The organism is Acinetobacter pragensis, assembly GCF_001605895.1.
GTDB lineage: Bacteria > Pseudomonadota > Gammaproteobacteria > Pseudomonadales > Moraxellaceae > Acinetobacter > Acinetobacter pragensis.
This window is the reverse complement of sequence record NZ_LUAW01000023.1, coordinates 125054-144347: the sequence shown is the minus strand read 5'-3', so window position 1 is coordinate 144347 and position 19294 is coordinate 125054. Positions and strand designations below refer to the sequence as shown.

The window sequence follows — 19294 nt, the reverse complement described above, 5'->3', positions numbered from 1 at the left end:
CTTTAGTTTTCAGCAATACAGCATTCAGCATGCAATAATCCGAAAATAAAAGTTTAAATCGAATTAACGACGTAAACCTAAAGCAGCGATCAATGCGCTGTAACGAGTAGCATCTTTACCTTTAAGGTAATCAAGAAGCTTACGACGCTGGTTAACCATACGGATTAGACCGCGACGGCTATGGTGGTCGTGTTTATGTTCTTTAAAGTGACCTTGCAAATCATTGATTTGACCAGTTAAAAGAGCTACTTGAACTTCTGGTGAACCAGTGTCGTTTTCAGCGCGGGCAAATTTAGCGATGATCTCTGCGCGATCTGCGTTTGTTAAAGCCATTCGATTTCTCCGAGATGCTTAATTAAGTTACATTTGATACAAATCAAATTGATTCTTCAAAACCAATTTGACTGCCGTGCATCACTACAGCAAGTGCATTATATTAAGGGAAAAACAGCCTGATTGCAAAAATAGATAGCCGTTTTTTGAATAAAGCCCGATGATCAACAACTGTACAATCCTGAATCATCAACGGGTTGCCTGCTAAACCCAGCCTTGCAAAATATTTATTTAAAACAATTTCAATCATCTGTGCATAAGGCGCGGCTAAAATAAAACGGTCGCAGAAATGCGGCTGGAATTTCTGAAAGACACTTGAACCAATGATATTTTTTGCCAATATTCAAGTGTCGTTATGATGCAAGATAGAAAAAGCCCGAGCAGAGCTCGGGCTTTTTTGCGCTGTAGTTTCTTCTTTTTTAATTATAGTTTTATTATTTATTGTGTTTTTTAGCGCTTTCCGCGTCTTTTAGCTAAACATTCCATGTTTTAACTAAGCATTTCCTTATGTGGTAGATTTTGCCACAAAGGCCATGTAAAAAAAGTCGCCTTTTTCGCATCTATTTGTAAGCTTTTTCTTACAAAAAAAAATGCCATTCATAATTTTCCATGCATCTGAACTATTTTACAGGCATAAAAAAGCCCTGCAGTCTCTCCCAAAACTGCAAGGCTTAGCGGCTGTAAGTTTCCTCTTTACTTACTTCACTGTAAGTTCGCTGTCTTTTGACGTTATTATTATATTTTTGCGATTGTACTCAACATTCCATATTGAGTGTTTTATTGTGTGAAGCCATCTTCTCAGAAACTGAAACAAAGCTCTATGCGCAAATTTCTCGAAATGATGTAAGAAATTACTTACATGAATGTTTCACGCTCTTGGCATAATGTGCCAATTTTATGCGTAATCTGTCGGGATAAGCCGCTTCTTCTGGCCGTTTTCACCGTCATGGCCGCAGCCAGTGAAGAAGGCGCCGCCAAAATGCTGACGGCTTTTTTTGCACGGGTGATCGCGGTATAAATCAATTCTTTACTCAGCAATTGCATCGCGCCGGTATCCAATACCACAGCCGTATGGCGAAATTCGGACCCTTGCGACTTATGAATGGTCATGGCAAAAGCGGTCTCGATATTTTTCGGCAAGCGCGCAGCGGCCACCCATTTCTGCAGGCTGGGAAAATATACAGAAAACTGCATTTTTCCATTCCGCCGTTGTCCAAAACATATGCCGATATCGCCATTGGACAAACCCAGCTGGTAATCGTTATATGTCATCATCACTGGACGGCCGGTATACCATTCGCCGGCTTTCACCTGCATGGTCTGCTTTAATATGCGCTCTTCAATCTGCTCATTCAGGGCTGCCAGGCCTAAATATCCATGACGTACAGCAGCCAGAATCCGGTAATCATCAAAGTGCTTAATCACGGCTTCAATCGGCGGTTCATCACGCTCAAAGGCTAAATATGTCACCAAAGCATTGACATAGGCTTCAAATCCCAGCATCAGCTGATCGTAATAGGCAGGCCAGCTTTGCTGCTGCGCCTGTATCGTTTCCGGCAAATACTGGAGCTGAACAACATCCTGCATATCTTGAATCAATTCAACGGCCTGCAGCAGGCCTGCCGGCGCAATCCGCTGTTCAAAGCGCGCCAGCACATCCTGCTCTTCGGCATTCTGCTGAATAAAATCCGCCATGCGGCCAATCAGCTTTTCCCCATCAAAACGGTGGCTGGTGACTAAGTTGACCCTGTTCTTTGCAAGTTCCTGCACCTGCTGTAAATCCGCCAGCACCGAACCGACATCAACAGATGCCAGCTGATTGGCGTCACCTAAAAGAATCAAGCGGGTCTGCGGCGCTGTGGCGGCGAACAGCATCTGCGCTAAATTCAGATCCAGCATCGAGGCTTCATCCACCACAATCACATCAAACGGCAGTGGGCGTTTGGCATGAAACCGCGGGCGCTGATCTTCTCCTAAACCCAGCAAGCGGTGAATCGTGATGGGGGTTAAGCGGGTTAAATGTTCAGTCACCAAACTCTGCAGCTTGGCATCATTAAAAGAATTCTGCAGCGCTTCCTTCATGCGCTGCGCAGCTTTGCCTGTCGGGGCCGCCATGGCAATGCGGATTTCAGGATTGTCCTGGTGCAGCACAGCAATAATCCGCGCCAAAGTATAGGTTTTTCCGGTTCCTGGGCCTCCGGTAATAATACTCAGCCCCTGCGTCGCGACCATCTGCAAAGCCCGCTGCTGCTGCACATCGGTTAACAGCGCCATATGCTGTTCAGTCAAACTGACAGCGGGAATTTTCTGCTGTTTAAATAGTGACACGGACTGCGCCAGCTGATGTTCCAAAGCCCAATAGCGGTACAAATACAAATGCGGCTCCTCAAAGACAAAAGGCGCGATTGCTTGCGCTGATGCATTGCCTGAATGAGCGCTCAAACCCTGCAGCTGCTGCGCCTGATGCACGGTACACTCAATACAGCTGTCGCCCTGCTCGATCGCCTGAAAAACCGCCTCAATCAGCTCAGCCGCAGGCGCTTGTGCATCCGCTGAAATATGCAGCTGAACCAAGCTTTTAGTCCAAGCCTGCATATTCAAGCGTTTAGGTGATTTTTCCACACGGTTATCCTCAAATATATCCACAGGGTAATTGCTTGTTTATTTGTCTTTTTTTGAATATTTCATGCGCTTTCACTGAATTTATCCGCATGCAGGCAGCCTAAAATTTCATCCAGCTGCAGTATAAAATCCGCACTCGGCTGCCAATGGCAAATACCATAATCCGGCTGGGCGCACATCCCCCTTAAATATAAATAGCTGGCGCCGCCAAGATGCTGACGGATATCATAGCCTTGCAAATTAACGCTGAGATAGCGGTGCAGCGCGGCCAAATACAATGAAGCCTGCAGCCAGTAACTCGACTGGTTCATGCTGCTGCGCACTTCATTCAAGGCATAGTGCTGTTCGGTCTTGCCCAAAAAGTTACTTTTATAATCAGCAATGTGATAGCGCTCGCCATCAAAATAAACCAAATCCACGGCGCCAACCAAATAGCGGGCAGAATTCGCTTCATTTAAAGCTTCAATTTGAATGCCCTGTTCTTTAAACAGGCGCTGAATTTTACGGATCTGCACGGGCTGGTCAGCCAGCGCCAAATGGAAGGGAAACTCCGGTAAATGACTGCTGGCCGGCAATTGGCTTAACGTAAAACCCGCATGCAGCGGTGTCTGCACCACTTCAAGCATCCATTCTGTCATCAGCACATACAGAATTTCATTCTGCATGCTTTCGACCAAAGCGCCAAAGCCCATATCAGTATAAGCCTCTATGGATTTTTCATCCTGCACAGACGCGGCGGACGGCTGCGCTTTTAAACCGGCAACTCCTTGCTGAAAATGCGCCAGCGCGTCCTGCATATCCGCCAAAGGAAAATCTGCCGCCAATTCGCGCAGCAGGGCCAGCAGCCGTTCCGGATGATAATGCTCGGAACTTTGAAATACCGCGGCCCACTGCGCGCTGACCGCATCATTCAAGACCATGCGCTGCATCAGCAGATGGTTGTATTCCATATACAAGCCGCGCACCAGCTTATGCTGTTCATGCGCAGTAATTTTGCGGCCAAACTGCTGCAGCGCCTGCTGATAAAGCGGCTGCGTGACACTGATGTAGCTCGACTTCCATGCCTGCGCAAAAGTTTTCCAGACTGCAAAGCTTTCCTGCATTTTCAGGCGCAGCTCAATCAGCAGCTGCGGGCCGTCATTTTTAAAGCGGCGCAGCACTTCCAATTTCCAGCCGGCAGAATCTTGAAAATCAATTTGCTCATAAATGCTGTGCAGAAAAGTTCCTGCGACGGTGCCTTTGGGAAAATGCTGCTTGATCCAAGCAATCTCTTTCGCGGGCAGTTCGGCATCAATACTTTGATCGGTTTCATCGTCGGCGCTGTCTTCCAAAACCATCTGAACCGCCAGCTGGTCCTGCGGCTGCTGACGGTAAGCCAAATGCTGCGACAGCCCGGTAAAGCTGGTATTGGTCCGCGGATAAAAACGCGCCTGCGGCAGCGGCAAAGCCTGCAGCGTACGGGATTCCTGTTTTGAACTGTCGAAAACTGCAGGACATTGCGCAATCAGCGCCTCGACGGCGCAGTGCGGATGCTGGAAACTGAATTCGCCCTGTCCTGCCCAAAATGGCAAGCTGTACAGCGATTTGTGATCCTGCGTACGCAACACGGCGTAAATACGGTGGCTGGCGCGGGTTAAAGCCACGTACCACAAGCGGTGCTGCTCGGCATAGCGGCGTTCATCATGCTGCTGTTTTTTAAGTTCATCAGATGTTCCGCCAATATCAATCACTCGGCGCTTTTCAGCAGACCCCGCCCCCGCTTGCGCAACACTTTCATAAGAAAAAATCAGCGAATTGTCCACTTTGGGGCTGCCGTCTGCGTTCAGTAAAAAGACGATTTTAAATTCCAGCCCTTTAGACTGGTGAATGGTCATCAGCTTGACGCCTTCGGCATTGGTCAAAGGCCTTTCCAGCTCCCACTCATAGCCTTTAGGTGACTGCAGCTGTTTTAAATACCAATGGAATAGATGCTGCGCCCCTTGCAGCTGCTCGCTTTGATCACTCAGTATCTCTGTCAGATGGCGCAAATTAACCACATCGCGCTCATTCTCACGGCTGTGCAGCGCGACAATGCGCTCCCAAATTTTGAAATAATTCAGGCAGTAGTGCCAGGCCGGCAGAAATCCCTGATTCAGCCACAGTTCACGGATATGATCAAATTGCGCAATATAATGGCTTAGGTCTAAACTTTGCGAATCTGTCTGCCATAAATCGCTCAGCTTCATGCCCAGCAGGCGCCCCAGCAAAGCGCGCTTGACTTTAGACTCCTGATACGGCGACAGCACCGCAGCCAGCACTGCGCCTACATCCTGCGCAATGGCGCTGCTGAACACACTGCGTTTGGCAGACCGGTTCACGCGGATGCCTAAAGACAGCAGCGCCTGCTGCACGGCATTTAAAGAACTGTGGCTGGTGGCCAGCACGGCAATATCATTATCGCTTAGCGGCTGTTTTTCGGCGCCGCTGGCGGCATTCGGTTCAGTCAAATACAGCTGTTCTTGCACAGACTGCTGCAGCAGATGCTGAATTTTCCATGCCACCTGCTCGGCTTCCTGATCGGGGCTCTCCAGCTGCAGCCAGCGCAGCGGTGCTGGGTTGATATTTTCCTGATCATGCAAATCATCATGCACGGCGCCTGCGGTGATCGGCACATACCGTACATCTTCGCCGAAATCCATCTGCTGCTGAAACAGGGCATCCACCGCGTCCACCAAAGGCGCAATCGAGCGGAAGTTTTTCTTGAGCTGATAAAAACTGCCTTGCTTGCGGTAAACATCGTCGCGCGCTTTTAAAAAAGTCAGCATGTCGCCGCCGCGGAAGCCGTAAATCGCCTGCTTGCGGTCACCGACCATAATCATGCAGCCCTGCTTGATCCGTGAAGGATGCCGCCAGATTTCCGCCAGCATGGTATCCTGATCAAGATTTGTATCCTGAAACTCATCAACCAAAATCAGCGGATAGCGCGCATGCACAAATGCGGCGAACTGATTGCCCTGCTCGCCTTGCAGCGCTTCTGACAACGTCCGGATCTGCTGGGAAAAAGTCGTTTCGCCTTTGCTTTGCAGCACTTGCGGCAGGCGGTTTTTCACTTCTGTGGCAATATGATATTTCAGGTAAATATCCAAGCCATCCAAATCTGCTAAGACCTGCTGCATAGCCTGCGATACCGCCTGTACAGCCATGAATACAGGATGCTGATGCAGCGCCTGCACTTCGGCATCGTCAATTTTCTTTTTGCCGTTGGCGCTGCGCGGTTCGGGCTTTTTTAAAAATTTCTGCAGCTGGGTAAACGCTTCGGGCGCGTGCCCATTTACAAGAACCAGCGCACCCTGCTGCTGTATTTTTTCCAGCGCTGCTGGCAATGCCCTCAGGGCCTCAACAATTGAAAATTTGGACCAAGGCTGATTCAGCAGCTTGGCGTACTGCCCCTCTGGCGTGAAATTTTCAAAGGCGGACAAATCGTCCAAAGATTGCTGGGCTAAATGATCCAGCGCCTGCTGCACAGCCGCCAAAGAAAATTCCGGCGCAGCGACAGGATTGAGTTTTGCAGAGCTGAAATTCAGGCTTTTTTCCATCAATTCAGCATAGCCCGCAACAGATTTCAGCTGCTTGCGCTGCAGCAGGCACGTCACTGCGGCCTGCGGCTGAGTCTGCACCCATTCACGCAAGATATCGTGCACCAGCTGCTGCACATACAGCGGGTCATCATTGGTAATGTCTGCACGCTCAATTTTGCCGCTTTCAAAGGCGAATTCACGCAGTAAAGTCTGGCTAAAGCTGTCCAGTGTGCCGACAAACAGCTCATCCAGCTGATCCAGCACCAGCTGCAGGCGCTCGCAGGCATAGCCAATTTGATTGGCATTGCGCTCCAGCACCACCTGCACCAATTCGTCTTTTTCCAGTTTGGCGCGGGCTTCAATATTGACAGGCAATTCACTGCGCAAGCTTTCCAACAACTGTAAAATGCCATACAGGCGCTGGCGAATGCGGCTCTTCAATTCAGCCGCCGCCTTGCGGGTAAAGGTTGTCGCAATCACTTGGCGCGGCAGATATTTTTCCAGCAGAATGCGCACCATCAGGCTGGACAAGGTAAAGGTTTTTCCGGTACCCGCAGAGGCTTCAATCCAATGCAGTCCATGAAAATTCATGCTGCCGATCGGATTTTCAATTTCCTTAATCTGCATGCGCTTTCTCCGCAGTTTGATGGCTGTAAATCGGCTGATACAGCGCATAGGCAAACTGTTCACAGCATTGCGTCAGCAGCTGCAGGCTATTCTGATCCCGCAAAATAAAGGCCCAGTCCGCATGCGCCTGATTGGCTTCATCCTGCCGGACATCAAACGCCGCATAGTCGCCGGGATCGGTCCATTTCGCAGCTAACTTATCGAACTGCTGCAGCACCTGCTGACCCTGTTCATTTTCCTGCCATTTCACGTCCAGCTCTTCACCTTTCTTGCCTTCCTGCACAATCAAAGCGCTGTTTTTATCCGTTGCCAGCATGAGCGCGGCTGGCAGCACCAGCGGCTGCTGCTGACCATAGCGCCACGCCTGCATCCAGCGCGCCAAATGCATGCGCGCATCTTCGGGCGAGATGCCTGCACAGCAGATGGTCACATCATTGCAGACTTCAACACGCTGATAGTTCAGCAGCGGAGCATCCGCCGGCAAAGAAGCCAGCCATAGCAGATATTCCAGCCAGATTTGCGCACGGCGCCGGCCGCGGGCGCTGGATGCCGTCATGCTCACCCACTGCTGTACAGGCGTTTCAGGTACGGTAATTTGCATCAAGGTCTGATCATCAATTTTCAGCTGGCGCTGGGTCACTGCAGTCAGTTCGGGCGGATCCGGATGCATCACCTCGCTTACCCGCTCCCACAGCTGTTCATGCTGCAGCTGGCTGACTGCCCACGCAGCATCTTTGAATTTGCCGACAGGCAGCTGATCCTGCAGCAGCTCCGGCTGAGCCGCTGCATTCGGCGCCTGCTGGAGAGACTGATCCTGCATAAAGTGCCGCACTGCATACTGTTCCAAGCCATCCAGCAGCAGCGGTTCATCCGTCGCCAAACCCTCTGCATATTTCAGATTGCTGATGCCCAAAGTTTTTAAATACAGTTCGGCAGGGAACGCCACTTGCTTGATCCACTGCGCGCTGTCCAGCAAGATTTCCTCAGCCGCCTGCGGCGCAAGCGCTTGAGCCGCCCATGGCTTCCGCGCGCCGTTAGCCTGCTGCAGCTGCTGCGCTACATAATACCAGTGGTCCTGATAGCGGATTTTCCGGCTGGAACGTTCTGCATCAAAGCCCTGCAATTCAAAGGGCTGCAATTCGTGCACACTGTATAAGGACTGCAGATTTGCTGGCACGTCCACATCACCGTCAATTTTCGCCAGCGCGGGCAAATTCGGATTGCCGCTGCTGCCTTCAACAATCAGCGCCAAATGCCGGATCAGCTCCTGCACCACACTGGAAGGTTCACGGATTTCACCGTCATTCAGATCAAAACCGTTATAGAACAGCCACAAATTCTCCTGCGCCAGCAATAAAGCATCTAAAAATGCGCCTTGATCATCTTCCAGACGTGAACGGTCACCCAAATGCGGCTTCAGAATATCCATTAAATCAAAAGGCAAATGCGACTGTCGGCTCGGAAATTGCCCGCTGTCTAAATTCAGCATCACCACCAGCCTGTACGGCACAGGGCGGATTTGCCCAATTTGGCTGAATGTAATCTGTCCTGAAGGCACAGCTTGATCCATCTGGCTGTCCAGAGCGCCTTGAATTTCCTGCAGCACATACGGCAATGGCAGCTGCATATCTTTGAGCAAATGCGCCTGCTCTTCAGACAGCGCATCTTCATCTTGATAATAAGACAGCGTCAGCATGGTAATCTGCTTGCGGATGACCTCCCGAATCGGCTTCAAGACGGTCACGCCCTGCTTTTGGTAGCGTTCCAAATCGCGCAAAAGCAAGTGCAGCCATTCCTCGACATTGCGCAGCTGGCCCATTTCATGCTCGACCATCCAATGCCGGCGCTCGGCAAAGTCCTGATAGATTTCAATCAGAATATTGATCAGTTCAAAGTCATCACGGCGCACAAAAGCAAAACTCAAAGTGTCTTGCCACAGCGCATGTTCAGGCACCGCCACCCCCAGCATCAGCCGGTCTAAGGCAAATTTAAAACTGTAGCGGCAGTCTGTATCATTCGGCGCCAATGTACGGCGTAAATGCGCCTCATCCAGCCCGCGCTTGAATTTGGCTTCACTCAGCAGCTCAATCATGCGCGCCGTCTGCTCTGCATTCATGCCATAGCGGGTCTGCACAGCGCTTAAATTCAGCCAGTCAGCAAAATCTTCTAAGGTAAAACGCCCTTGCGGCAGCTGAATCGGCCCCAGAACCGCCTGCCAGGCATTTTGCACATCCAGAGGGGTGACGCCTGCAATTTTGACCGGCAGATAGACACTGTCCTTGCGTACCGCCTCGGCCTGATCATCCAAAAACAAATCACGCGGCGGCGGTGCAAAAACACTGCGGATCAGCGGTTCCAAATTTTTCAGATCCGGGCTGAGCACTAAAATATCATTCGGTGAACGCGGCTGATCTGCACTGGCCTGTGACAGCCAATAGGTGAGCTGATCTTTCAAAACCTCCAGCTGGCGCAGGGAAGAATGACAGACATGCAGGCGGATTGAGTCATCCCGTTCATTTAAGGCAAAGCTGTCTGCTTCAGGTTCGGCCAAATTCAAAATGTCATATTGCACTTTGCCCAGCAAATTCGACTGATAATCCAAAGGAAACTGATCTTCCCACTCTTCACCGTTTTCTCCCGCCGCCAAATTCACCAGCAAGGAAAAATGATCCCGCGCCTGCTTGCCGAAGCGGGTCAACAGCGGATGGCGGGATTCTTTCAGCTGGCCATATTCCAGCGTATATTTCTCGAAAAAAGCCTCAATTTCCGGATCGCTGGCCTGCGGATGCTTATCCTTGAAACGCTGTTTCAGTTTGACATCGTACTGTTTCTTCCAATTGGCATCGACAGTATCCGCCCAATATTCCTGTGACGGGTTGAAGTGCAGAATCAGCACATCAATGTACTGGCCCAAGCGGCGCAAGAACGCCAGCTGGCTGGGCGGCAAATCCAGCACCGTAAACAGCGTCACCTGCTTCGGCAGATGAGTTAATGCGCTTTGGCGTGTTTCAGGATGATCCATGATCTCCCAGAAATCCTGATCAATGCTTTGCATGAGTGCAAAATCGGCATGGAATTCACCGTGCCACAGCCAGCGCTGCCACTGTTCCAGCTTTTCGGCCTGATCTTTGGCAAAGTCCGACACCTCACGCCGCTGCGCCAGCTGTTCTTTCGAATCCAGTCCAGGAAAAGCGGTTTGCGCGCTGAAAAACTGCTGATCTAAATCCAAAGGCTGGTTCTTGCCCCAGTCTTTCAGCCAATTGCTGCTGCAGTCGCAGGCTTGCCCCGTCCCATGCTGCTTAAAGCAGTGGCCGCGGTATTCCATATAGTTGCTGAATAAACGCGAGACCTGCTCAGAAACCCAATACAGCATGCCCTGCTTTTTCAGCTGCTGTTCCGTGCTGTTGCTTAATCTGGAAGCGCTGTCATAAATGCGCTGCACAATACTGTACAGCGGATGATCCAGCGCCAATGGATTGTGTGCAGTTTCAATATACGGCTTTAACACCTGATAAGTGCGCCATTTAATAATCATGCGCGGAATATTGGCTTTACGGACTTTTTCTTTATTGTTCAACACCGCCTGATAGGCAAACCATTGAAAGGCGCGGATGCGCTGATGAAATAGGCAGTTGGCGCTGATGCCCTGATGTTCCGACAGCTTGACCGTCAGCCAAGCCTGCACGGCTGGCGACGGCACAATAAAATGCTGTGTTTTCAGCGCCTCGAAAGGATTTGCAGATGGCTGATGTCCAGCGCGCAGCATTTCTTGCAGCAATACATCAATGCGCTGACTTTGAATCACATGAATGGCCATCTTTGGGTTATTTCCTTCCGCTCTAACTACAAAACCATAAAGATTATTGACTATACTTCTGCAGCTGTCTATGCGAATTTGACAGTCAAACTCTATTCAAAAAATACTTTGAAACAAGTATCTTAATGATCCTTTCTGAAAAAAATCAGCACAAAACTGAAGGTGTTTGCAGATGAAAATAGACAATATTCCAGATTCTATTGACCCGAACCTAAATCTAGAAGCCATCCGTGAAGAATGTCTGGAACTGGCCAAAAAGCGTGCCTATTTCTCTGCGGGCGCAGCTGTGGTGCCTGTGCCATTTTTTGATGTCGTCATCGATGTCGGTATTTTATCCCAGCTGATTCCAGAAATTAATGCCCGCTTTGGCTTATCGCCTGAACAGATCAGTGTTTACGACCCAGCAACCAAGCAGATTCACTGGAATGAACTGCGCAAACGCGGTGTCGAATTTTCCGGTCTGGTTGTGGCCCGCACCGCAATTAAAAAATCCATCAACAACGCGGCGGCCAAATACATTACCAAGCAAGTCACCAAGTTTATTCCTTTAGGCGGTCAAGCCATCGCAGCCAGCTTAGGCTACTTTGTGATGAAAAAAGTGGCTGATGCCCATATTGATGAAACCTACAAACTGGCCAAAAGCATTCAGCAAAAGCAGTCGGCGAAAACAGTAGCAGCGCAGCAGCCTTAGCTTAAAACAGTGCTCATGCATGAGGCTGAATCAGCAAGTCAGAATGGCTTAATTCCAAATTAAGCCATTCTTCACTCTCCGCAGCACTTGTCCACCGCAAAGCAAGGCCGTTTAATCCGCCTTGAGCTGTTTTAAAATGGCGCGCAGCACTTCCAGCCGTGCAGTATTTTTATCATTGGTGGAAATTACATGCCACGGCGCATAGGCGGTGTCTGTGCGTTCCAGCATATCCGCTGTCGAATCCAAGTAGTCCTCCCAGCGCTCGCGGTTGCGCCAGTCTTCCTGCGTAATTTTAAAACGCTTGTGCGGCGTTTCTTCCCGCGCCTTAAAGCGGGCTTCCTGTTCATCTTTGCTGATGGCCAGCCAAAACTTCACCACAATGGTCTGGCTGCCGTATAAGTCTTTTTCAAAACGGTTGATTTCTTCATATGCCCGCTGCCATTGCCTTTCGCTGGCAAAGCCTTCAATCCGCTCAACCAGCACCCGGCCATACCACGTGCGGTCAAAAATCGTGATTTTTTCTTCAGGCTGAATCTTATTCCAAAAGCGCCATAAATAAGGGCGGCTCAGCTCATAGTTTTCAGGTGCAGAAATTGTATAAATTTCATATTCACGAGGATCCAGTTTTTTCACAATCCGCTTAATGGCGCCGCCTTTACCGGCGGCATCCATGCCTTCAAAAGCCAGCACCACATTGCGTGAATCAAAGCGCAGCGCTTCCGCAACCTTTTTGCTCAGCTGCTTCAGCTCATCTTTATCCGCCTCTTTTTCTAATGGCGCTTCTGCAGGCGTCAGCAGGCTGTCCGGCACTTTGGCCTGCTTCCAGCGCCCTTTTGCTTTGCTCTGATGTTCCGGACAATGCTTTAAAGTCTGCAGAATATATTGCGCAAACTGCTGGTCACGCTCCGCTTCATTTTCACAGTCAATAATTTCCCAATCATCGGTAAAGCGCTGGCGCAGTTTCTGCAGGCTGTCGTACTGTTTTTTGCTGCGCCAATCCAAGCCATGCAGCTTATGCCAGCGCACTTCGCCGGGGTCCATATCATCCAAGCGTTTCTGCAGCGATTTCCACGACAGATCAAACCAGACTTTAATCACATCCACATTGTTGTTTTTCAGATCCTGCTCGTATGCGCGCATGCGCTCGACATAATCATCAAACATGGTTTCATCAATCGGCTTGGACACATGCATGGACGTGGTCAGCAAATCGCTGTACCAATTGCCGAACATCACCATGATTTGCCCTTCTGCAGGCATAAAGCGCGCATAGGGCTGCCAAAAAGTCTGCTTATGATTGAAGGTTTGCGGCGCATCCGCTTTCACCCGCAAATAACGCGGATCGACCCACTCGCGCAGCTGTTTCACCGCTTCGCCTTTACCCGCCAGCTCAATGCCGCTGACCAAAATCAGCACGCTCTTGGCGTTGCTTTTGCCTTTGGTATCTTTCAGCGCATACTGCGCCTCGATCAGCTCTACAGAAAGCTGTTCCGGATTCATCAGCTGAATTCCATTGTCCTGCGCCGCCATATTCTTCTCTATATTGTTCTGTTATTGACTTTCAGTATAACCAAGCCTGTACCTCCGCTGAATTGCCAATTCATATATTTATGCAGCATTTTCCGCGCAAAAAAACTGCAGACTGACCATGTGAATTGCAACTTTTTGTCATTTTGTCATAGCAGGCGGCATCAAGTGCAGCTAAGATTTGCAGAACCCTGAACATATTGAGACACCCCAATGTCCAAGCTTGCAGTTTTAGATGATCTTTTAGATCTGTATTACCAGCTGAATTACCATAAAAATCCAGAAATTTTTCAGCGCCTGCAAGATGTTCAAGCATGGCAAAAACAGCGCATGCAGCGCACGCATGCTCAGCCTTTTGCAGAAAAGCACAGTGTGCTGATGGCCGAATACTTTCTCAACCGGCTGTATGGCGGGCCGGATTTTGATGCTTTGGCGCAGCAGATTGCGCGTTTGGCCAAATATGCGCATAAGGCGGAAAAGCTGATTCCCGACAATGCCATAAAAACAGGAACATCCGGCGTCGCGCTGGCTATTTTAGCTGTGCAGCTGGATGAGCAAGTGGCGATGCAATTGCTGCAGGATTATCATCCACATGAAAAACTGACAGATGAGATGATGCGCCTCACATACATCAAGCTGGATCAAGGCCCAGACCGCATGAAGCAGCTGGATTTGCTGGATCAGCTGGGCAAAAGCCTAGACAAATACATGCGTTCGTTTATGGTCCATGCGGCCTTTAAAATGTGCAAGGGCGCCGCCGCCAAATATAATTTCAATGTCATGTATGAATTTATGCAGGATGGCTTTTTAGCCATGAAGCCGCTGAAGTCTGCCGAGAAGTTCGTCAAAGATTTTACTGCCGTCGAGCGTCAAATTATTGCCAAAGTGCATGCAGGCGATCCATTGCCATTCGCCTAAGCGCTGACTGTGGCCCAGAACGCAATCCGGCTTTAAATCCATGCAAATCTAAAAGATTTCTGTATATTATTCATAACAATTGCCTGCTGATTGCTGTATAACTTCAAAGAATCTGTCATCATGCATGCAATGCAGTATCCACCCTATTTTTCCGTTAGGAGCGACTCTATGTCTAATGAAAATCAAACGCCGGCCTCTGTTGCAGAGCCAGCTCAAAACAAAGACACAGCGAGTCCTTTCTTAACTGAACCGCTTCCGCAAGGCGCACCGCAAGGTCAGCAGCAGTCTTTAGAACAGCGCTTGACCGATACGCCTGTGACAGGTTCGGTACCCAAATACAATTTGCCGCGCGGCGCGAATACCGGCAATGTCGGCGCGACCACCCACTTCGGCTATCAAACGGTCAGCAGTGAAGATAAGGCGCAAAAAGTCGCTGAAGTTTTTCATTCAGTGGCCAGCAAATACGACATCATGAATGACCTGATGTCTTTCGGCATTCACCGCCTCTGGAAACGCTTTGCAATTAATATGTCAGGCGTGCGCCGCGGCCAGCATGTGCTGGATATTGCCGGCGGTACTGGCGACTTAGCCAAAGTGTTCAGCCGCGAAGTTGGCCCGACCGGCCATGTGGTGCTTTCCGACATTAATGAATCTATGCTGAATGTGGGCCGTGACCGCCTAATTGACGCCGGCTGCACCAATGTGGACTTTGTTTTAGCCAATGCAGAAACATTAGAACCTTTTGCAGACAACAGCTTTGACTTATTAACCATCAGTTTTGGCCTGCGCAATGTTACAGACAAAGATGCAGCGCTTGCAGCCATGTACCGCGTCCTGAAACCGGGCGGCCGCCTGCTCATTTTAGAGTTTTCAAAACCTGTGTTTGAACCGTTCTCCAAGCTCTACGACATGTATTCATTTACAGCGTTGCCGATTATGGGCAAAATTATTGCCAATGACTCGGAAAGCTATAAATACTTGGCCGAGTCGATCCGCATGCATCCGGACCAGCGCACCCTGAAAGGCATGATGGAAAATGCCGGCTTCCAAAATTGTGACTACCACAACTTAACTGGCGGGATCGTTGCCGTGCACCGCGGCTTTAAACTCTAAGCAATTAAGGTCAATTTTATGTGGTCGATTCTTGCACTGGGTGCAGCTGAACGATTAATTCATCATGTGATTGATTTGGATGCCATCACCCGTATTCAGCTCAATCAGCTTCAAGGCAAAATGCTGCGGGTTGTGATTGACTCGCCTCAAATGTCTGTCGATATGTTCTTTGATGACGCCAAAGTCCGCCTAGAACCCACCGTTACAGGCCAGAGTGAAAAAGCCTCAATCTTTGAACAGCGCCCTTTTGACCAAGCTGCCGCTTCCGCGGCGCAAGCCACAGCAACCCTGCACGTCAAAAATACGGTTGAACTGCTGAAACTGCTGCTGTCGGACGATATCGGCAATATTCCAGTACAAGGCGATTATCACCTGCTGCAGGATATACAGCGCATTATTGCGCAGGCTGAACCTGATTTAGCTGCGCATTTATCCCCGTGGATTGGCCCGGCATTGGCGCATGAAATTGGCAAAATCCAGCGGGCGCCGAAACATCTCAAACGCAGTCTGCAAAGCCACTTATTTTTTGCCGAAGATGCGCTGAAAGAAGATGCGGGACTGCTGGCGCCGCGCTGGAAAATGGATGATTTAAATCAGGACACCCGCCTGCTTAATCAAAATTTAGATCGTGCAGAAGCCAAAATCCGCCAGCTTCAAGCTAAAATAGACGCTTTACACGATACAACTCAAAACTAGGTATTTGCTCATATGATTCCGCACCTTACACGTTTACTCGACCTTTGGCGCATTGCCGCGCACTATAGACTCGACACGTTGTTCCCTGCGGAAGAGCTGCCTGAAAAAGCGCGCCACGTGCTGAGCTTTATCCGCATGCATCCGGCTGCATGGTCCAGCCGTGAACGTAAAAATCCGCTGAAATTAAAGCAGGCACTGGAAGACATGGGGCCGCTGGCGATTAAGCTGGGGCAGCTGCTGTCTACCCGCCGCGACCTTATTCCGCCAGAAATATTGCAGCAATTGGTGCTGCTGCAGGACCGTGTAAAACCGTTTGGCAATGACGTCGCCAAAATGCGCATTCAAGAGTCATTAAAAGCAGATATCAATACTTTATTTGCCCGCTTTGATGAGCAGCCGCTGGCCGCGGCCTCAATTGCCCAAGTGCATACAGCAGCCCTGCACGATGGCCGTGAAGTGGTGGTGAAAGTCACCCGTCCGGACATCCGCAATCAGATTTTGCAGGATTTTGAAATTTTAGAATGGCTGGGCAATTTCTTAGAAAAGCGTTTGGAAGCTGCCCGCGCGCTGCACCTGTCTGAAATTATTCAGGACTACCGTCAAATTATTCTGAAAGAATTGGATTTGACGCTGGAAGCCGACAACACCCGCCGCATGCGCCATTATTTTACCGGCTCCCGCATGATGTATGTGCCTGAAGTCTATATGGACAGCAAAGATGTGATGGTGGAAGAACGCATCACAGGTGTGCCGATTTCAGACATTGCGACTTTTGAAAAATTAGGCATGAACCGCAAGGACTTGGCTGAAAAAGGTTTAACCATTTTCTTTACCCAAGTTTTCCGCGACAACTTTTTCCATGCTGACATGCATCCCGGCAACGTCTTTGTTGAAACCATCAATCCGGCCAACCCGCGCTTTATTGCGCTGGACTGCGCGATTATGGGCGAGCTGTCCAAACATGATCAGATGACGGTCGCGCGCATGCTGCTGTCTGTCATGAACAGCGACTTTATGCAGCTGATTCAAATCGTGCATCAGGCCGGCTGGATTCCGCCCGGCACCGACCAAGATGCGCTGGCGCGTGAAATGCGCCGCACCGTTGGGCCTATGGTCTCTAAACCCATGCATGAGCTGGACTTTGCCGGCATCTTAATTGAAGTCATGGACATTGCCCGCCGTTTCCATTTGGAAATTCCGCCGCAGCTGATGCTGCTGCTGAAAACCTTGGTGCATGTCGAAGGCCTCGGCACAGACCTGTATCCTGAACTGGACATTTGGAGCCTTGCGAAACCAATCCTGACCGATTGGATTAAAGCGCAAATGAATCCGCAGAAAAACCTGAAAGAGTTAGGACAAAAAATCCCTGATTTACTGCTCGGCGCGCAGGACTTTCCAACCTTGCTGATTGACAGCCTGAATGGTTTGAAAAACCAGTCTGCGTGGCATGCAAAACAGCTGAATGAACTGCAAAGCATGCGCCTGCAGATGGAACACCAGCAGAAACGCAGCTGGATTTTCGGCAGCATTATGGCGATTTTACTGTCCGTTGCCATTATTGCGCCTTGGTATGTGTCTATTGTGCTGATTGTACTGTCCAGCCTGCTGGCGGTCTGGCGTGTCTTTAAATAAGGCCACCGTCTGATTTAAATATATTGAGCAGGTTTTTACTACAGAACCTGCCCGGCGCTTAAAATTAAAAACAATGCAAAAGCAATCTAAAACTTCATACCTGCAATACAGCCTTAGGCCGTAAAAGCAAGAATCAGAACCGCCATCTGCAGTTCAACACCATTCGGCCTGCACCGAAATGACTGCAAAGTCATGATTGGGCATTTCTCGCCATTGGGTCATAGCGCTATTTACCTAAAATAAATGCACATCTGTATATTTCAGGCAATGCTATGACCTACATTCTGCAAAATCGGCCTCCGGCCCTGACCATTCGCGCAGGCGCCGCCGCACAGCAGCTGATTGCGCAAGAAGGTTTGCAGGCCAGCCAAGTCGATATTATTCCAGGCGCTGCAGGCGGCCCTAAAGGCATTGGACTCACTGGTCTGGATTCAGCCATTTTTGGAGAGTTTCTCCCTCAATCCCGACAAAGACGCTTCCTAATCGGTTCATCTGTAGGCGCTTGGCGTTTTGCAGGTATTGTCGCGCAAGGTGAAAAAACAGGGCCTGAGCAATTAGCCAATTTATACATCAATTTGCCTTTTCATAAAAAAATGAAGATTGCGGAAATTGAAAAAATTTCCAGAGAGATGCTCTCAGGCATTTTGGGCAATCAAACACAGAAATTGGTTGAACATCCCGATTACCATCTCACCATTATTGCCGCAAAAGCCGAGCATCTGTTCCAAAGCGACCAGCGCTTAGCCCTTTACAGCTCGCTTTTAGGAATTATCGGCAGCAATGCATTGTCTCGAAATCATCTGAATAAATTTATGCAGCGGGTGATTTGTCAGCCTAAAGATTTTCCGCAATTTAAAATGCAGCAGGATGCATTTAAAACCCATTATTTAAATTTCAATCAGGCTAATGTTGCCGATTGGCTGATGGCTTCCGGATCAATTCCCGGCGTGACGCCTGCTGTTAAAAATATCGTGGATGCCCCGCAAGGCGCGTACCGTGACGGCGGCTTAATCGACTACCATATTGATCTGCCCTTTGAAAGCCAAGGAATTGTTTTATACCCGCATTTCACTGACAGCATCATTCCCGGCTGGTTTGATAAAATGTTTAAATCACGGACGGCCAATCCGGAAAACCAAGCACGGACGGTGCTGATCTCTCCCTCTCCAGATTATCTGCAATCATTGCCCTTAGGACGCTTGCCTGACCGTAAAGACTTTGTTCTCAAAGGTCTGAATCCGAAACAGCGGATTCAAATGTGGAAGCAATCTGTCGCGGAAAGCCAGCGTCTGGGCGATGAGTTTTTAGAGATGGTGGAAAAGCAGAATTTTCCGCAGTTTATACAGCCTTTGTAAGGATTAATGCAGCAGGCGCAATTGGCTTGTATAATCAGGCCACTTTTGAATTATTAAGATGCTTATGCGGATTTTTCTCCTTGTCTTGCAGTTTGCCTGTGTCGCTTTTGCGCTGTTCCTTTGCTATCAAATTGCTATTGCACTGACCTCTCCTTCTTATGATTTAATGGAAGTGGTTGCAGATGCCGGCACCATTTTAATCTGTATTGATTTAGCCGCTTTTTTATTCAGCAGCAAAAAACTGGACGGCATCAGTTTTGAAGATTACGCAAAACAGCTTGAACAGCCGCCGACTAAACTGGTGTATGTGACCCGTAAATTAGGCCATTTGGGCATCATGCTGATCTTGGTCAGCTGGATTGTGCCGATCATCCATTCTTAATGATTCCTGACCTAGATGTTGAAA

General features: G+C 49.4%; 12 protein-coding genes. 7 read left to right on the top strand and 5 right to left on the bottom strand.

What is annotated here, in order from left to right; translation table 11 throughout:
• Positions 1–63 precede the first annotated feature (63 nt).
• The 4 genes from rpsO to AZH43_RS11045 form a co-directional block, all read right to left on the bottom strand.
• Positions 64–333 carry a 30S ribosomal protein S15 gene (rpsO, locus tag AZH43_RS11065; RefSeq protein WP_067669627.1) on the bottom strand — a complete coding sequence of 90 codons (270 nt, stop codon included), beginning with the start codon at positions 331–333 and terminating at the stop codon, positions 64–66.
• 855 nt (positions 334–1188) lie between these two features.
• Positions 1189–2928, bottom strand: a complete 1740-nt coding sequence (gene recD / locus AZH43_RS11055; RefSeq protein WP_067669678.1) for an exodeoxyribonuclease V subunit alpha — start codon at positions 2926–2928, stop codon at positions 1189–1191.
• 89 nt (positions 2929–3017) lie between these two features.
• Positions 3018–7139: a UvrD-helicase domain-containing protein gene (locus AZH43_RS11050; RefSeq protein ID WP_067669623.1), complete on the bottom strand. Its 4122-nt coding sequence runs from the start codon at positions 7137–7139 to the stop codon at positions 3018–3020.
• On the bottom strand, positions 7129–10956 hold the full coding sequence (locus tag AZH43_RS11045; RefSeq protein WP_067669621.1) for an exodeoxyribonuclease V subunit gamma: 3828 nt from the start codon (positions 10954–10956) through the stop codon (positions 7129–7131). The genes AZH43_RS11050 and AZH43_RS11045 overlap by 11 nt, the downstream gene beginning before the upstream one ends.
• A gap of 172 nt (positions 10957–11128) precedes the next feature.
• Between AZH43_RS11045 and AZH43_RS11040 the strand changes: the two genes are divergently transcribed.
• The gene (locus AZH43_RS11040) at positions 11129–11647 is read left to right on the top strand and encodes a hypothetical protein (RefSeq protein ID WP_067669619.1); all 519 of its coding nucleotides are present in this window, start codon (positions 11129–11131) and stop codon (positions 11645–11647) included.
• 111 nt (positions 11648–11758) lie between these two features.
• On the opposite strand, the gene pap is transcribed toward AZH43_RS11040, so the two are convergent.
• Positions 11759–13177 carry a polyphosphate:AMP phosphotransferase gene (gene pap, locus AZH43_RS11035; protein WP_067669614.1) on the bottom strand — a complete coding sequence of 473 codons (1419 nt, stop codon included), beginning with the start codon at positions 13175–13177 and terminating at the stop codon, positions 11759–11761.
• Between the two features lie 210 nt (positions 13178–13387).
• On the opposite strand from pap, the gene AZH43_RS11030 reads away from it, so the two are divergent.
• The 6 genes from AZH43_RS11030 (at position 13388) to AZH43_RS11005 (ending at position 19270) form a co-directional block, all read left to right on the top strand.
• Positions 13388–14092 (top strand): FFLEELY motif protein, encoded by a 705-nt coding sequence (locus AZH43_RS11030; protein ID WP_067669612.1) that lies wholly within the window; start codon positions 13388–13390, stop codon positions 14090–14092.
• Between the two features lie 168 nt (positions 14093–14260).
• On the top strand, positions 14261–15205 hold the full coding sequence (gene ubiE / locus AZH43_RS11025; RefSeq protein ID WP_067669610.1) for a bifunctional demethylmenaquinone methyltransferase/2-methoxy-6-polyprenyl-1,4-benzoquinol methylase UbiE: 945 nt from the start codon (positions 14261–14263) through the stop codon (positions 15203–15205).
• 18 nt (positions 15206–15223) lie between these two features.
• A complete protein-coding gene (locus tag AZH43_RS11020) occupies positions 15224–15901 on the top strand; it encodes a ubiquinone biosynthesis accessory factor UbiJ (protein ID WP_067669609.1) in 678 nt (225 codons plus the stop codon).
• 12 nt (positions 15902–15913) lie between these two features.
• Positions 15914–17533: an ABC1 kinase family protein gene (locus AZH43_RS11015; RefSeq protein WP_067669607.1), complete on the top strand. Its 1620-nt coding sequence runs from the start codon at positions 15914–15916 to the stop codon at positions 17531–17533.
• Between the two features lie 272 nt (positions 17534–17805).
• Complete coding sequence (locus AZH43_RS11010; protein ID WP_067669606.1) at positions 17806–18888, top strand: patatin-like phospholipase domain-containing protein; 1083 nt, start codon at positions 17806–17808, stop codon at positions 18886–18888.
• 64 nt (positions 18889–18952) lie between these two features.
• Complete coding sequence (locus AZH43_RS11005) at positions 18953–19270, top strand: hypothetical protein (protein ID WP_067669605.1); 318 nt, start codon at positions 18953–18955, stop codon at positions 19268–19270.
• The last annotated feature ends 24 nt before the right edge of the window (positions 19271–19294 follow it).

Excerpts from the sequence above, each read along its gene's own strand:
- AZH43_RS11010 (WP_067669606.1), top strand. The coding sequence starts at position 17,806 with ATGACCTACATTCTGCAAAATCGGCCTCCGGCCCTGACCATTCGCGCA.
- AZH43_RS11030 (WP_067669612.1), top strand. The coding sequence starts at position 13,388 with ATGTCCAAGCTTGCAGTTTTAGATGATCTTTTAGATCTGTATTACCAG.
- pap (WP_067669614.1), bottom strand. The coding sequence starts at position 13,177 with ATGGCGGCGCAGGACAATGGAATTCAGCTGATGAATCCGGAACAGCTT.
- recD (WP_067669678.1), bottom strand. The coding sequence starts at position 2,928 with ATGCAGGCTTGGACTAAAAGCTTGGTTCAGCTGCATATTTCAGCGGAT.
- AZH43_RS11040 (WP_067669619.1), top strand. The coding sequence starts at position 11,129 with ATGAAAATAGACAATATTCCAGATTCTATTGACCCGAACCTAAATCTA.
- AZH43_RS11005 (WP_067669605.1), top strand. The coding sequence starts at position 18,953 with ATGCGGATTTTTCTCCTTGTCTTGCAGTTTGCCTGTGTCGCTTTTGCG.
- rpsO (WP_067669627.1), bottom strand. The coding sequence starts at position 333 with ATGGCTTTAACAAACGCAGATCGCGCAGAGATCATCGCTAAATTTGCC.
- ubiE (WP_067669610.1), top strand. The coding sequence starts at position 14,261 with ATGTCTAATGAAAATCAAACGCCGGCCTCTGTTGCAGAGCCAGCTCAA.
- AZH43_RS11020 (WP_067669609.1), top strand. The coding sequence starts at position 15,224 with ATGTGGTCGATTCTTGCACTGGGTGCAGCTGAACGATTAATTCATCAT.
- AZH43_RS11050 (WP_067669623.1), bottom strand. The coding sequence starts at position 7,139 with ATGCAGATTAAGGAAATTGAAAATCCGATCGGCAGCATGAATTTTCAT.
- AZH43_RS11045 (WP_067669621.1), bottom strand. The coding sequence starts at position 10,956 with ATGGCCATTCATGTGATTCAAAGTCAGCGCATTGATGTATTGCTGCAA.
- AZH43_RS11015 (WP_067669607.1), top strand. The coding sequence starts at position 15,914 with ATGATTCCGCACCTTACACGTTTACTCGACCTTTGGCGCATTGCCGCG.